Genomic DNA, 13,957 nt, shown 5'->3' with positions numbered 1-13,957 from the left:
TGGGCTGGGTGATTCCGGCAACCGTTTCGCCTCCGTTGCATGGGAAATACCGGTTGGGACAGCACCCTTGTCCTCTTTCGATACATACCAACATTAAAACTGATGCACAAAATCCACAGGTTAACCCATAATTAACGATGGACCTTGAAGCCGGCCCGCCGACTTGCTTTGATTAGCTCATGAGCACAACCCTGATCGAGGTTCGACCCGCCAAGGCTGCAGACGCAGCCGCGGTGGCGGCTACCCATGATGAAGCCTGGCGGTCCGCCTATCAGGGCATCATTCCCGGCGCCGAGCTCGAAAAACTCATCAACCGCCGCGGCCCGCAATGGTGGGACAGCGCGATCCGAAAAGGCAGCCGCGTCAGCGTGCTGGTGTTCGGCGACAAGGTCGCGGGCTACGCCAATTACGGCCGCAACCGCGCCCGCAGCCTGCATTTCGAAGGCGAGATTTACGAGCTCTATCTGCGGCCGGAATTCCAGGGCCTCGGCTTCGGCCGCCGCCTGTTCACCGCCGCCCGGCGCGACCTGATGCAGAGCGGGCTGAAGAGCATGGTGATCTGGGCGCTGTCGGACAACGATCCGGCGACGGAATTTTACCGCGCGCTGGGCGGCCGCATGGTGGCCCGCTCCTCGGAGAAATTCGGCCCGAAGTCGCTGGATAAAGTCGCCTTCGCCTGGACCAACTGAAGCTATTTCAGGCTTTTCCCTGCTCCGCTGCGGGTCTAAAGGGACCTTGACGCGCGCCTGATTCCAGGTGCCATTTCAACGCCAAGCGGAGTTCCTAATGCGCATTGACGCCATCCCGATCGGAGTAAATCCGCCCCACGACGTCAACGTCATCATCGAGGTGCCGGTGGGCGGCGAGCCGATCAAATATGAAATGGACAAGGAAGCCGGCACGCTGGTCGTCGACCGCTTCCTCTATACGGCGATGCGCTATCCCGGCAATTACGGCTTCATCCCGCATACGCTGTCCGGCGACGGCGACCCCTGCGACGTGCTGGTTGCCAATACCCGCGCGATCGCGCCGGGCGCGGTGATGAGCGTGCGGCCGGTCGGCGTGCTGCTGATGGAGGACGAGGCTGGCGGCGACGAGAAGATCATCGCCGTGCCGTCGTCGAAGCTGACCCAGCGCTACGACAAGGTTCGCAACTACAGCGACTTGCCCGATATCACGCTGCAGCAGATCCAGCACTTCTTCGAGCATTACAAGGATCTCGAGAAGGGCAAGTGGGTGAAGGTGCTGCGCTGGTGCGACGCCAACGACGCCCACCGCCTGATCCTGGAAGGCATCGAGCGCGCGAAGAAGAAGTAGGCGGCGCCGTCATTGCGAGGAGCAAAGCGACGAAGCAATCCATTCCGCCGCTTGTTGCGCTATGGATTGCTTCGCTACGCTCGCAATGACGGGGGGACAACATCATGCGCCGGGCACTCCGCAACATCCTGCTGCTCGTGATCGCAGCGGTCCTGATCCTCGGCGGCGTTCTCGCATTCAACACCTTCACCCACGGCTCGCGACAGCTTCAGGCCGCGGCGGTGCCGCGCGCACCCGTCGATACGCAGGCCGCGGCGGCGCGTCTCGCCGAAGCGATCCGCTTCCGCACGATTTCCAACTACGAGCGACCTGACCAAAACGCCGAAGCGCTGCGCGACATGCACGCGCATATCGAAAAGAGCTTTCCGGCCTTTCATGCCGCGGCCAAACGCGAAATCGTCGGCAATTACAGCCTGCTCTATACGTGGGAAGGCTCGGACCCGAAGGCGCAGCCGATCGCCTTCCTCGCCCATCAGGACGTCGTGCCGATTGCGCCGGGCACCGAGAAGGACTGGCGGCAGCCGCCCTTCGACGGTGTGATCGCTGACGGCTTCATCTGGGGCCGCGGCTCCTGGGACGACAAGGGCAATCTCCATTCCATGCTGGAGGCCGCCGAAGCCATGGCCAAGGCCGGCTTCCGTCCCAAACGAACGATCTATTTCGCCTTTGGCCATGACGAGGAGACCGCGGGTACCGCGGGGGCCAAAGCGATCGCGGCGCTGCTTGCCTCGCGCGGCGTCCGCTTCGATTTCGTGATCGACGAGGGCCTCCTGATTACCGAAGGCATCATCAAGGGGCTCGACAAGCCGGCCGCACTCATCGGCGTTGCGGAAAAAGGCTATGTCACGCTGGTGCTGAACGCGCATGCGATACCCGGCCATTCGTCGATGCCGCCGCGCGATACCGCGATCGGCATGATGAGCGCGGCGCTGGCGCAGCTCGAAGACCACCGCCTGCCGATGCAGATCCGCGGCACGGTCGCGGAAATGTTCGACACGCTGGCGCCCGAGATGTCCGGCTTCAACCGCGTGGTGCTGTCGAACCTCTGGCTGTTCAAGCCGCTGCTGTTGCGCGAATTCGAAAAGAGCGGGCCGACCGAAGCGACGGTGCGCACCACCACCGCGCTGACGATCTTCAACTCCGGCGACAAGGATAACGTGCTGCCCGGCAATGCCGAGGCCACCGTTAACTTCCGCCTGATCCCCGGCGATACGCAAGCGAGCGTGACCGAGCATGTCCGCAGCACGATCGCCAACGACCGGATTTCCATCAAGCCGTTTCCCGGCAACACCGACCCGCCGCCGGTGACGCCGACCGCAAGCCCTTCGTTCCAGATGCTGAACCGCACCATCCGCGAAGTCTATCCGGACGTGATCGTCGCGCCCGGCCTGATGGTCGCCGCCACCGACTCGCCCACTACGCAGGAATTACCGACAAGATTTTCCGGTTCTCGCCGGTGCGCGCAAATTCGGATGATTTGAAGCGCTTTCACGGCACCAACGAACGCCTCTCGATCGAGGGCTATGCCGACATGATTAGGTTCTATCGCCGGCTGATCGAGAACGCGGCTGGGTGAAGTGGTAACTCCCTCGCCCCGCTCTTCGCGGGGAGAGGGAGAAGAGCTCATACCCCCGGCTTCGCCAACCCGCTAATCGCGCACGCCGCGCGCAGCGTGTTCACCAAGAGGCATGCCACCGTCATCTGCCCGACGCCGCCGGGCACCGGCGTGATTGCGCCGGCGACTTCGGCCACTTCCTTGAATGCGACGTCGCCGACCAGCCGGGTCTTGCCGTCGGGCAGCGGTGTGCGGTTGATGCCGACATCGATCACGGTGGCACCCGGCTTGATCCAGTTCGCTTTCACCATCTCCGGCTTGCCGACGGCGGCATAGACCAGATCGGCGCGGGCGCAGAGTTGCGGCAGATCCTTTGAGCGCGAATGCGCGATCGTCACCGTCGCATTTTCATTCAGCAGCAATTGCACCAACGGGCGGCCGACGAGGTTGGAACGGCCGATGACGATCGCATTCATGCCTTCCAGCGAGGCATGCACGCTCTTGGTCAAAATGATGCAGCCGAGCGGCGTGCAGGGCGACAGCGCGGCAAAGCCGCCGGCCAGCCGTCCCGCATTGTTCGGATGCAGGCCATCGACGTCCTTGGCCGGATCGATCGCATTGATGACGGTTTCGGTGTGGATCGATTTCGGCAGCGGCAATTGAACGAGGATGCCGTGCACGGCGGGATCACGGTTGAGCTTTGCGATCAGCGCCAGCAGATCGGCCTGGGCGACATCCGCGGGCAGCTTGTGCTCGAACGAGGCCATGCCCGCGGCCTGGGTCTGCGTATGCTTGCTGCGGACATAGACTTCGCTCGCGGGATCGTTGCCGACCAGCACCACCGCGAGGCCCGGCGTCAGCTGATGCTCGCGCTTGGCACGCGCGACCTCTTCCGCGACGCGGGTGCGAAGCTCCGCGGCAATGACCTTTCCGTCGATGATGCGTGCCGTCATCTCAATCCTTCGTCTTCGGTTTTTCGCAGGCGGCCTTTCGGAGCGTTTCGCCGAGAATTTTGGGATCGCCGTCGACGGCGACCTGCTTGAGGCGCGACGTGACGCCTGACAGAATCTTCACCCTCGCCTTCGGCACCCCGAGCGCCTTCGCCAGCAATTCGGTCACCGCCCGGTTGGCCTCGCCGCCCTCGGCGATGGCGCGGACGCGCACCTTGACGACGCTGCGCCCGTTGGCAAGCGTCTCGATGCCGTCGATATCGTCACGGCCGCCGCGCGGGGTCACCCGCAGCGCGATGCTGATGCCCTCGCTGGAATATCGCCAGGGATCCATCAGGGCTCCATCAGCGCGCTAAACGACTAGGGGCATCACGTTGTAGGCGAGCAGCTTTTGAACGAGGATGATGAGCAGGATCAGGATGATCGGCGAAATGTCGAGCCCGCCCAGATTGGGCATGAACCTGCGGATCGGCGCCAGCGCCGGCTCGGTGATCCGGTACAGGAACTCGGCCACCGCCGCCACGAACTGGTTGCGGGTGTTGACGACGTTGAAAGCTATCAACCAGGACAGGATCGCCGAGGCGATCAGCAGCCAGATGTAGAGATCCAAGACAATAAGGATGACTTCCAGGATAGCGCGCATGTGGAGGGGGCTCGCGAGGAGGGATATTCAGCTAGATATCGGTTCATCCCCCCGCAAACAAGGGAAGTTCCCGGCAAAATGACGCCAAAATCGGCCGTTTCAAGTTTCTTGCACCGTTCTTGACTTGGCCTTGGGCCGGACTGTAAATGACGCCGATTGTCGGCTGCTTCGGGTCACCTTGAGGCAATCGCGACGGGGCCATAGCTCAGCTGGGAGAGCGCGTCGTTCGCAATGACGAGGTCGGCGGTTCGATCCCGCCTGGCTCCACCAGCCTTCGCAGGCTGCGCCTGCTTCGGCTGGGTAAGCCCTCTCGTAGCGAAGGCTGCCACGCCATAGCCCGAAGGGCGACGGCGGGCTGATAGACCCGCGTTAGGTCCCCCTCACTTCCCCGTAAACCGCGGCGCCCTTTTCTCCACGAAGCTCGCCACCCCCTCCCGGAAATCACTCCCCTTCAGCGCGATCTGCATCTCGCGGTTGGCGTCGATGGTGGCTTCCGCCAGCGTCTGGAACGGCACGTCGTAGAGCTGGCGCTTGATCACCGAAATGGCGCTCGGTGAGACGAAATCGGCGAGATCGCGCGCGTAGGCATAGGTCTGCTCGCGCAGCTGCTCCGGCGGATAGAGCCGGTTGACCAGCCCGATCCGCAGCGCCTCCTCGCTTCCCACCCGCCGCGCGGACATCAGCAGATCGAGCGCATTGGCGTGGCCGACGATGCGCGGCAGCATCCAGCTGATGCCGTGCTCGGCAATCAGCCCGCGGCGTGCGAACGAGGTGGTGAACACGGTGTTGTCGGCGGCAAAACGCAGGTCGCAATAGAGCGCGTGGACCAGGCCGATGCCGGCGGTGGCGCCGTTGAGCATGCCGATCACGGGTTTCGGGATCGCCGGATAATAGGCGTAGCGCGTCTGCCAATCTGCCCGGCGGTTCATGTCGAACGGCGGCGTGCTTTCGCCGCGCCTGATCTCGCTGGGATCGATGGCCTTCAGGGCCTCCATGTCCGCGCCCGCGCAAAACGCGCGGCCGGCGCCGGTGAGGATGATGACGCGGACATTGTCGTCGCCGGCCGCCGCCTCCATCGCGTGGCGCACGTCGCGCTCCATGGTCGCGGTCCACGCATTCATGCGGTCGGGCCGGTTCAGCGTGATGGTCGCGATCTTGTCGCTCATCTCATAGAGAATGTGCTGATAGGTCACGGCGATCTCCCTGTTGTTTTCTTATTGGCGTTTGGCGCGCGAGCCTTTCGGCCGCGTCAACTCTACCACATCGGCGATGTTTGAAAGACGTTCGAAATGCGCGGGAAAATTCCGCGTGGCGGCTATTCGGCGGCGTCCAGCATGACCGCGTGCGGCGTGCGCACGATCCAGCCCGCGATGAAATTTTTCAACCAGGCCCGTTCGGCCACATCGTGCACCGCGCGGCCTTCGAAATGAAGATGACGCGGCTGCGCGCCCGGCGAATCCATCCGCACGCATCCGCGCGTGGTCCAGCGATGCATCATCGCGTAGGTGACGTCGGGATGAAACTGCAGGCCGAACGCATGGCCGTGCTGAAACGCCTGCACCGGAAAGTCGTCGCCTTCGGCAAGCAGCTCGGTGCCGTCAGGCAACTGAAATCCTTCGCCGTGCCAATGATAGACGCGCGCCGGCCAATCGGGGCAGAGCGCATGGCCGGCCACGGTGGGGCGGATCGGATAATAGCCGACCTCGACCCGGCCCTCATGATGCGGCGCGACGGGTGCGCCCAATTGTTTGGCAAGCATCTGCGCGCCCAGGCAGATGCCGAGAAACGGCCGCTGCTCGCGCAGGGGAATTTCGATCCAGTCGATTTCGCGGCGGACATAGTCGTCGGAATCGTTGGCGCTCATCGGGCCGCCGAAGATGACCGCGCCGGCATGCCGCTCCAGGGTCGCCGGCAAGGGATCGCCGAACCGCGGACGCCTGATGTCGAGGGGGTAGCCGAGGGCGCGCAGGGCATTGCCGACACGGCCCGGCGTCGAGGTTTCCTGGTGCAGGACGATCAGGACCGGCTTGAGCGGGGCGGCATCAGGCGCAATCAGCGCCGTTCGGCCCGGAAAGGGCACGATGTTGCCGCCATTTTTGCTCGACCGGAACGACATCGACGTTGCTCAGGTGCCTCGAATCGAAACCATACCTAAGTGATTCTTAATTTCGCGTGAGTTCACGCACACAGCAGAAATGTAAGCAAACCGCGGGCCAGACGCGTTCAGGCGCCCGATCGCGGCGCGAACGGGCCGTGACACCGGAAAAACCCGGGGATTCTTCAGCGCTGGCGGAGCTGGAGACGGCCGACTGCCCCAAGAATGAAGGAGCGCGGGAAAAGCCTGAGCAGGAATGGCACGATCTTGATGCCGAGACCGGGCATCACTGCACGTTTGTTAGCCATCAATCCGCGAAAGGCCTGCTGTGCGACATCGGCGGGCAAGACCTTGAGCACCGCCGAATCGAATCCGGGCCGGAAGCCGGCGCGCGCCTGGAATTCCGACGGCACCGGGCCGGGACACAGCACCGTCACCCGCACGCCATGCGGCGCCAGTTCGGCACGCATCGCTTCCGTGAACGACAGCACGTAGGCCTTGGTGGCGTAATAGACCGCCATGCCCGGACCGGGCAGAAAGCCCGCGATCGAGCCGACATTCAGAAGGCCGCCGCGGTTGCGGATCAACTGGTCCGAAAACCGCAGCGACAGATCGGTCAGCGCGCGGATGTTGACGGCGATCATGTCGAGCTGATCGGCGCGGTCGCGCTGCACGGCCTTGCCGAACAATCCAAAACCCGCATTGTTGACGACGTATTCGACTTCCACACTGGAAGCCGCCAACGCTTCAGCAATCTTGTCGCCGCAGTCCGCCTGCACGAGGTCGCAGGGAATGACGATCGGAGCTTTGCCGCCGGCCGCCGTGATCTCAGCGGCCAATGCGGTCAGACGTTCGGCGCGCCGTGCCACCAGCGCCAGACGATGGCCATGGGATGCAAAAACGCGCGCCAGTTCGGTGCCTATTCCGGCCGATGCACCGGTAATCAGCGTCACACGCTCGGTCACGATGGGATGCTCTTGAAATCAATTGCAGGAGGTAGCGATAGCGGTGGAACGAGAGCATAGGCGCGCGGTGTGACGCAAGCCACGTGCATGGCATATGCCCATGCAGGCCTCCGTGCTCGGGCAATTGAACCTCAATAGTTTCAGGCGCATCGCGCATCTTCGCGACGGATCGCGAGGCACATTAAAATTTCGTCATCTGAGTAATCAGGGAGCGCGCGATGGCGCCGTCACGTCGCGGCGTCGACTGTTTTCGAAACGCCGTCGGACGAGCCTGCCTGCCGCTGCTCGGCCACCTTGTGTTTCAGATCGATCCTGTCGCGCGACGAAATACCGAGCAGATCGGCCGCGCGCCAGACGACGTTGTCCTCGAATTCGCTGACCTGGCCGTCCGTATATACCAGCTCCCACATCATCTCGATGATGCGGAGCCGGCCCTCCTCGTTGACCGAGCGCATGATGACGCTGGTGAAACGATAGAGATCGACGGCCTCGCCTTCGGCCCGCGTTGCCGACGCGATCAGATGGTCCGCCTTGCCTCGATCAAGCTTGAAGCGGCTTTCGATCAGAGAGTGCAATTTGTGCTTCTCGGCCGCGCTCGGCTCACCATCGAGCGAGACGACGTGAACCAGCAGCGCGGTCGCAGCGAGCAGATAGCCGGTGTCGTCGAACGCGAGATCCTGATCCGCGCTGGGCGCGACGATGTCGGCAATGAATTGGCGCAGTCCGTCGAGCATCAGTCTACCCTACAAATTCGAAGAAGCCGTTGGACGAATATGGGTTGAAGCTTTGGCCTTCGCAATCCACGCGATGCGTGAGGGATAACGCAGGCAGATTAAATCGGCGTCACGTTGAGGTGGCGGAAACTTCCGCGCGAAACATGGGCAACGGCCACAACTTGCTCAGCGAACGGCGCGCGCCTCCTGTTCTGTTAAGTCGAAGCCGACAGGCGTCGGTTCAAAGCGTGCAAGCTCTGCCGCTTTCGGAAAGAACGCGGCCGGCTGCGCGATTCGCCGCAGGGTGCAGGGCCGATATCTAATTGCAAGTCATTCGCATTTGCATTAAGAGTGAACCCGTTGTTTCAACAAGAGATTTCGGGGGAACGCGCATGACTACCTTCCGCTTCGCGCTCGGCGCGGCCGTTGTGCTTGGAATTGCTTCCGGAGCTGCTCTCGCGGCAGGCGACCTCTCGCGGCAGACTCCGATCGAGGTGACAGTCGATCTCGGCTCGCCCGGCAAACACGAATTCGCGCCGAAGCAGATCAAGCTGGAAACCGGCAAGCTCTACAAGCTGATCCTGCGCAATGCGAGCAACGACCCGCACTACTTCACCTCGCACGCGTTCTCGCAGATGGTGTTCACGCGCAAGGCCCAGGTGACGCAGCCGCAGAACGGCAAGACGGTCACCCTCGCCGAATTCAAGGGCCCGATCCGCGAGATCGAGGTCTATCCGGGACAATCTGCCGAATGGTGGCTGGTGCCGGTCGCCGCCGGCCGCGCCGGCGACCTGCGCTGCGACATCAAGACCAGCGACGGCAAGACCCACGCCGAACTCGGCATGGTCGGCGAGATCGTGATCGAGTAGCGCGAATTAATCCTGCGGGGTGATTGGCCCGTCACGGTGAGGGCGCGAAGTGTATCTCACTGGCTCCTCAGGGCGATCGGAGTCAGCTCTTTCCTCGTCATTGCGAGCGAAGCGAAGCAATCCACGTCTCGGCGCGGGGATAGATGGATTGCTTCGCTGCGCTCGCAATGACGGGTGGAGATAGCTTCACAAGCTCTCGGGATGCCTGATTGCAACAATTGTGACGCAATAGAATTAGGGTATCTCGTACACCACCATCTTGTCGGCGATGCCGCGCAGCGCAGCTTCCTTCTGGATCGGCCGGATCGCCTCTTTCTGAAGGATGGTGGCGACCGCCGGCGATTCGATCACCGGCCCCGTGATGTGGATCTCCTGAGAGGTCGACAGGCTCTGCACCCGAGAGGCGATGTTGACGGTCTGGCCGAAATAGTCCTGCCGCTCGTTCAGCATCACCGCCAGGCACGGGCCCTCGTGGATGCCGATCTTGACGATCAAATCCTCGCGGCCGCGCTCGGCATTCAGCGCCGCCATCGCCGCGCGCATCCGCAGGCCCGCGACGATCGCATGTTCCGGCCTGATGAAGGTCGCCATCACGGCGTCGCCGATCGTTTTCACCACCGCGCCCTTCTCGGACGCAATGATTTCGAGCAGCGCATGGAAATGCGCCCGCACCAGATCGAAGGCGGCGAGATCGCCGACCCGCTCATAGAGCGCGGTGGAGCCCTTGAGATCCGTGAACAGGAAGGTCAGCGAGGTTATCTTCAGCCGCTGATCGACGTTGAGATTGTCCGCCTTGAACACGTCGCGAAACGTCTGGTTCGACAGTATCCGCTTGGCGGTCAGGATCGGCTTGCGCTTGCCGAGCAGCTCATGGAGCGTGTCGTTGGCGATCCAGACTGCGGGCAGCACGCGCGTATCGGTCTGGTTCTCCAGCGACAACCGCAGCGGTCCCGGGCGCATCACCGTGGAGCCCGTCGGGGCATGCAGCTTGTTGAAGACGATCGAAAATTGCTGCCGCTCGCGGGTCGGCTCGCCCTGGACATCGAAAAAGTGCGCCGAATGCGTCACCGGCTCGAACACGATGACGAACTGATTGGGCAGTTGCAGCGACAGCACCGCCTTTTCGCCGGCCGGCAGCTCGATGGCCTCGAGCGACACCTCGTCGATCAGCCGCTTGATCGATTCCTCGCTCAGGTCCATCCCCGAGCTCCAGAACATCTGGCGGTTATATTCCCAGATCGGCAGCGTGTTGGGATCGTGCGCGGCGATCCGCCTGACGCGCGGGCTGACGGTGAACGCGACCTCGACGCGATCGTCAACGGATGCCTCATAGCCTTGCGCACACAGCGCGCAATTATAGTCGTCGTGGCGGAGCGATTTCAGCGTGTTGTGCGCACCGAGCACGCCGCCGCAGCCGGGGCACAGCACGTTCCAGGTGAGATCGAACAGCCCGAGCCGCGCCGAATGCAGGAAGGCCGAGATGACCTTTTCCTCGTCGAGCCCGTAGCGGGCGGAAAAATCCAGCAGGTTGATCCGGTTGAGATCGCGGTCCTCGCCCTTGGCGATCAGTTGCGAAATGGCGTCGACGACCGCGGGATCGGCGGTCTGCTTCAGGACTGAGAACTGGGCCTGGGTATCGCTCATGCTGATAACCTAGTCCTAACTGTGGTCACAAGCCCCTCGTGGTGAGGAGCGCGAAGCGCGTCTCGCGGGCTCCTCAGGATGAGGAGATTGAGCGGTATTGATGCAGTAGAACTAGATGACGCTACGGGACCAACTCCGCAAGGTGTTCCCTCCGGCCCGGCGCGTTTTCCTGGCGCGAACCGGCAATCCCCCCGATCAACAAAATACTACCGGGGCGTGATGGCAAACCTCGGCGAACGGCTGGGCTGCGTCGTCACCACGCCGATCGGCATCACCGGCTCCTTGTCGACCAGCGTAACACGAAACGCGCCGATCATCTTCGCCAGCGCCAGCGTGGCTTCGACCAGCGCGAAATGCGCGCCGATGCAGACGCGTGCGCCGACACCGAACGGCAGGCAGGCGAAGCGGTCGGGTGGCGTGCCGGTCATGAAACGCGATGGGATGAAGGCGTTCGGATCGCGCCACAACTTTTCGTGCCGGTGCAATATCCAGGGCGCGATCAGGATGACGTCGTTCTTCTTGACCGGCAGGCCCGCGATCGCGTCCGGCGCGGTCGCCGCGCGTGCGATCAGGAATGCAGGCGGATAGAGCCGCATGGTCTCGTCGATCACGGCGCGGGTGAATTTCAGCTTGTCGATATCGAGCGCGCCGTTGACGGTTGCATCCTGCGCTTCCGTCGCCACCTGCTCCTGCGTGGCGGGATCGAGAGCCAGCAAGTAAAGCGCCCAGAACAGTGCAGTCGCCGTCGTCTCGTGGCCGGCGAGAATCATGGTCGCAACCTGGTCGCCGAGCTGTTCGTCGGTGAAGGCCTCGCCGGTCTCCGGATCGCGGGCGTCGCCCATCAGGTCGAACAGGTCGCGCGCCGGCCCGCCCGCGGCCTTGCCGGCGGCGCGGCGCTCGGCCATCAGCATGCCGACGAAGGCGGTCCAGCGCTTGCGAAAGCGGGCGCGCGAAATGTCCTGCGGGCTCGGCCAGCTCAGCGGCAGCAGCATATCGAGGAAATGCGGGTGCGCCAGCCGCTCGCCATACTCCATCACGAAATCGCGCAAGGCGGCGCCGTGGCGATCCATGGTGAACGAGAACATGGTGCGCCCGGCAATCTCGAGCGCCATCCGCTGCATCGCCTCGCGCAGATCGACGGCGGCGTTGCTGGCGGCTCGCAGCTTGGCGACCGTCTCATCGGTCGCCGCCAGCATGTGCGGAACGAGCGGCATCACCGCGCGCGGCGTGAAGGCCGGCGCCAGCGTGCGGCGCTGGTGTTTCCACGCCCGTCCTTCCGCGATCAGAAGGCCGTTGCCGAGGATCGGGCGCAACACCCGGATGCCGACCGGCGTGCGCGTGTAGTTTTCGTAATTGTCGACCAGCACATGCCGGATCGCATCCGGCGTGTTGAGAATGAAGGTGCTGCGTCCGAAGAAGCGGCCCTGGACGATGTCGTCCTCATAGGCCCGCTGGCCCCAACTGCCGATCGGACTTTCGCGGATCGCCTTCATCCGCCCGAACACCGTCATGTCGTCAGGCGCCCGTGGCGGGCTCGGTGGCACCAGCGGTGATCGCGCCACCGGCATGTCGTAGACTCCGGCAATGCTCATGGGTGCCTGTCCCGTAGCCCGGATGAGCGAAGCGATATCCGGGAGTGTGCAAAGCCCCGCATATCGCTGCGCTCATGCGGGCTACGATCTTATTTAAGCCTCTGATCCGGGCGCCGCAAAGGCGCACCGATCCAGCAACAGCTAATAAGTCAGCTCGGCAATCGCAATCCGGCTTTCCGAGGCCGGCCAGGCCCGCGCCACGATTCGCTCTGTATTGAATATCGCTACCACGGAGCGGCCAACCTTCTCGGCCGGAAGCCGCAACGTCGTCACCGAATCGGTCGGCACGCCGGATTTCACATCCTTCGGCTCCTTGCCGTCGATCAGCACCACGTCGCGCGGCAGCCCGAAATAGCCCCGCGGACGCGACATCAGAAGCACGGCGCCTGCGCCGGCATCGGCCGGCCCGAGCGGACGCGCCGCGCGCAGATTGACGACGTCGGAGGAACGCGGAAACGGTGAGCGGTAGATGTGGGTCGTCGGCGACCCCGCCGATGTCAGCACGATTTCGAGATACCAGGTCGGCTCGACCTGCGCCGGGCCCCAGCGGCCATCGGCGCCGGTTTGCGACGAGTGGATCGGACCGCCAGACCGTTCGCCGGTATCGGGAGAGACGCTATAGATTTCGACCGTCGCGCCCGAGACGGGACGGTTGGTGACGACGCCGCCCGGCGTGCCCGTTACCAGCCCGCTCAGCCTGACTTCCGCTTCCGGCACGATCTCGATGCGCGACGGCTCACTGCCCGCGATGAATTTATAGATCTCGCGAAACGCGCGCGGATGAAACGCGACCTCGCGATGATCGAGCGCGCCGAGCACGAGGTTGGTCGCGCCTTTCAACGCAGGACCATCCGACGTCACCCCGGTGGGCGTACCTGGCTTGCCGACAAAGCGACCGTCGGCTTGCGCAAACTTGTCGTTGCCGTCGCTGCGCAAGGTGAGGAACGCGGTGCCCGGCGCAACCTCGCTCTCGCCTTCGTTCAGGCCGCGCAGGAACGGGCCGCGGCCGTTGAACTCGCCACCTAATCCCTCATCCCAATCGTAGACGCCGTGATTGGGAACGCCGCACAGCACGGCGTGACTGATGTCGGCCTCACCGCCATTCCGGATGTAATTGCGAATCGAATAGCCGCCGCGCGAATTACCGACCAGCGCAATGCGCGACGCGCCGGTGCGCTGTTTGAATTCCTTGATCGCATCGCCGAGTTCGCGGCGCTGGTCTTCGGTCGAGGAACGGTTCGGTTGCTCCACCTTGTCATCGGTGCGCGCGAGCGGATCGGTAAAACTGATCGCCGTCATCCGCTCGCGCGGCACGCCGTTCGATTCCATCCGCCACAGCGTCGTAATCCAGAGCGCCGCATGATCGCCGTTGCCGTGCACGAACAGAACAGGCGGAACCACGCCCGCAACCGATGGCGTCGGGGCAGCCTCCACCCGCGCGGGAAAGCAGAGATTGCCGGCCAGATTGCCCGCCAGCAAAGGTAGCGCGCCGGCGCCCCTGAGCATCGTTCGCCGCGTCAGGCTCATTTGGGCTCCTCTCGTCATTTTTCAGTACCTTAGCTGTGCTCTAGCCATCCTCACAGCGACCTAACTACTGGACAGGACAAGGTTTTC

At 63.5% G+C, this 13,957-nt stretch carries 13 protein-coding genes, 1 tRNA gene and 1 pseudogene; 5 read left to right on the top strand and 10 right to left on the bottom strand.

Annotation, left to right across the window (positions count from 1 at the left end; all coding sequences use genetic code 11):
* The first annotated feature begins 179 nt into the window (after positions 1-179).
* From CQ14_RS35130 to CQ14_RS35120, 3 genes and pseudogenes are all read left to right on the top strand, one after another.
* Positions 180-689, top strand: coding sequence for a GNAT family N-acetyltransferase (locus tag CQ14_RS35130; protein ID WP_057834892.1), 510 nt, complete (start codon positions 180-182; stop codon positions 687-689).
* Between the two features lie 97 nt (positions 690-786).
* Entirely contained in the window at positions 787-1,317 is a 531-nt protein-coding gene (gene ppa, locus CQ14_RS35125) for an inorganic diphosphatase (RefSeq protein ID WP_057834891.1), read from the top strand.
* Between the two features lie 104 nt (positions 1,318-1,421).
* A pseudogene (locus CQ14_RS35120) lies at positions 1,422-2,893 on the top strand (M20 family peptidase).
* A gap of 47 nt (positions 2,894-2,940) precedes the next feature.
* Here CQ14_RS35120 and folD read toward each other — a convergent pair.
* From folD to CQ14_RS35105, 3 genes are read right to left on the bottom strand one after another with little or no spacing between them, the layout of a single operon-like run.
* Positions 2,941-3,825: a bifunctional methylenetetrahydrofolate dehydrogenase/methenyltetrahydrofolate cyclohydrolase FolD gene (gene folD, locus CQ14_RS35115; protein WP_057862315.1), complete on the bottom strand. Its 885-nt coding sequence runs from the start codon at positions 3,823-3,825 to the stop codon at positions 2,941-2,943.
* Position 3,826: 1 nt separating this feature from the next.
* Positions 3,827-4,156 carry a DUF167 domain-containing protein gene (locus CQ14_RS35110; RefSeq protein ID WP_082650160.1) on the bottom strand — a complete coding sequence of 110 codons (330 nt, stop codon included), beginning with the start codon at positions 4,154-4,156 and terminating at the stop codon, positions 3,827-3,829.
* An 18-nt stretch (positions 4,157-4,174) separates the two neighbouring features.
* On the bottom strand, positions 4,175-4,465 hold the full coding sequence (locus CQ14_RS35105) for a YggT family protein (protein ID WP_057834887.1): 291 nt from the start codon (positions 4,463-4,465) through the stop codon (positions 4,175-4,177).
* 194 nt (positions 4,466-4,659) lie between these two features.
* On the opposite strand from CQ14_RS35105, the gene CQ14_RS35100 reads away from it, so the two are divergent.
* Positions 4,660-4,735, top strand: a tRNA-Ala gene (locus CQ14_RS35100).
* Between the two features lie 110 nt (positions 4,736-4,845).
* Here CQ14_RS35100 and CQ14_RS35095 read toward each other — a convergent pair.
* The 4 genes from CQ14_RS35095 to CQ14_RS35080 all read right to left on the bottom strand — a co-directional run bounded on the left by CQ14_RS35095 (position 4,846) and on the right by CQ14_RS35080 (position 8,259).
* A complete protein-coding gene (locus CQ14_RS35095) occupies positions 4,846-5,658 on the bottom strand; it encodes an enoyl-CoA hydratase (RefSeq protein WP_057862313.1) in 813 nt (270 codons plus the stop codon).
* A gap of 122 nt (positions 5,659-5,780) precedes the next feature.
* On the bottom strand, positions 5,781-6,581 hold the full coding sequence (locus CQ14_RS35090) for a glutamine amidotransferase (protein WP_057862312.1): 801 nt from the start codon (positions 6,579-6,581) through the stop codon (positions 5,781-5,783).
* 164 nt (positions 6,582-6,745) lie between these two features.
* Complete coding sequence (locus tag CQ14_RS35085) at positions 6,746-7,525, bottom strand: SDR family NAD(P)-dependent oxidoreductase (protein WP_057862311.1); 780 nt, start codon at positions 7,523-7,525, stop codon at positions 6,746-6,748.
* Between the two features lie 227 nt (positions 7,526-7,752).
* On the bottom strand, positions 7,753-8,259 hold the full coding sequence (locus tag CQ14_RS35080) for a tellurite resistance TerB family protein (protein WP_057862310.1): 507 nt from the start codon (positions 8,257-8,259) through the stop codon (positions 7,753-7,755).
* A gap of 371 nt (positions 8,260-8,630) precedes the next feature.
* On the opposite strand from CQ14_RS35080, the gene CQ14_RS35075 reads away from it, so the two are divergent.
* Positions 8,631-9,107 (top strand): cupredoxin domain-containing protein, encoded by a 477-nt coding sequence (locus CQ14_RS35075; protein WP_057862309.1) that lies wholly within the window; start codon positions 8,631-8,633, stop codon positions 9,105-9,107.
* Between the two features lie 234 nt (positions 9,108-9,341).
* On the opposite strand, the gene CQ14_RS35070 is transcribed toward CQ14_RS35075, so the two are convergent.
* From CQ14_RS35070 to CQ14_RS35060, 3 genes are all read right to left on the bottom strand, one after another.
* A complete protein-coding gene (locus CQ14_RS35070; protein WP_057862308.1) occupies positions 9,342-10,751 on the bottom strand; it encodes an adenylate/guanylate cyclase domain-containing protein in 1,410 nt (469 codons plus the stop codon).
* 206 nt (positions 10,752-10,957) lie between these two features.
* The gene (locus CQ14_RS35065; RefSeq protein WP_057862307.1) at positions 10,958-12,343 is read right to left on the bottom strand and encodes a cytochrome P450; all 1,386 of its coding nucleotides are present in this window, start codon (positions 12,341-12,343) and stop codon (positions 10,958-10,960) included.
* Positions 12,344-12,484: 141 nt separating this feature from the next.
* Positions 12,485-13,870 (bottom strand): hydrolase, encoded by a 1,386-nt coding sequence (locus CQ14_RS35060; RefSeq protein WP_057862306.1) that lies wholly within the window; start codon positions 13,868-13,870, stop codon positions 12,485-12,487.
* Between the last annotated feature and the right edge of the window lie 87 nt (positions 13,871-13,957).

It is taken from the genome of Bradyrhizobium lablabi, from assembly GCF_001440475.1.
GTDB classification, from domain to species: Bacteria; Pseudomonadota; Alphaproteobacteria; order Rhizobiales; family Xanthobacteraceae; genus Bradyrhizobium; species Bradyrhizobium lablabi.
This window is presented reverse-complemented; position numbering and strand designations above follow the sequence as displayed.

What these genes read in the sequence shown, in the direction of transcription:
- CQ14_RS35060 (WP_057862306.1), bottom strand. Translation starts at nt 13,870, where the DNA reads ATGAGCCTGACGCGGCGAACGATGCTCAGGGGCGCCGGCGCGCTACCT.
- CQ14_RS35110 (WP_082650160.1), bottom strand. Translation starts at nt 4,156, where the DNA reads ATGGATCCCTGGCGATATTCCAGCGAGGGCATCAGCATCGCGCTGCGG.
- CQ14_RS35075 (WP_057862309.1), top strand. Translation starts at nt 8,631, where the DNA reads ATGACTACCTTCCGCTTCGCGCTCGGCGCGGCCGTTGTGCTTGGAATT.
- CQ14_RS35090 (WP_057862312.1), bottom strand. Translation starts at nt 6,581, where the DNA reads ATGTCGTTCCGGTCGAGCAAAAATGGCGGCAACATCGTGCCCTTTCCG.
- ppa (WP_057834891.1), top strand. Translation starts at nt 787, where the DNA reads ATGCGCATTGACGCCATCCCGATCGGAGTAAATCCGCCCCACGACGTC.
- CQ14_RS35070 (WP_057862308.1), bottom strand. Translation starts at nt 10,751, where the DNA reads ATGAGCGATACCCAGGCCCAGTTCTCAGTCCTGAAGCAGACCGCCGAT.
- CQ14_RS35105 (WP_057834887.1), bottom strand. Translation starts at nt 4,465, where the DNA reads ATGCGCGCTATCCTGGAAGTCATCCTTATTGTCTTGGATCTCTACATC.
- folD (WP_057862315.1), bottom strand. Translation starts at nt 3,825, where the DNA reads ATGACGGCACGCATCATCGACGGAAAGGTCATTGCCGCGGAGCTTCGC.
- CQ14_RS35080 (WP_057862310.1), bottom strand. Translation starts at nt 8,259, where the DNA reads ATGCTCGACGGACTGCGCCAATTCATTGCCGACATCGTCGCGCCCAGC.
- CQ14_RS35130 (WP_057834892.1), top strand. Translation starts at nt 180, where the DNA reads ATGAGCACAACCCTGATCGAGGTTCGACCCGCCAAGGCTGCAGACGCA.
- CQ14_RS35065 (WP_057862307.1), bottom strand. Translation starts at nt 12,343, where the DNA reads ATGAGCATTGCCGGAGTCTACGACATGCCGGTGGCGCGATCACCGCTG.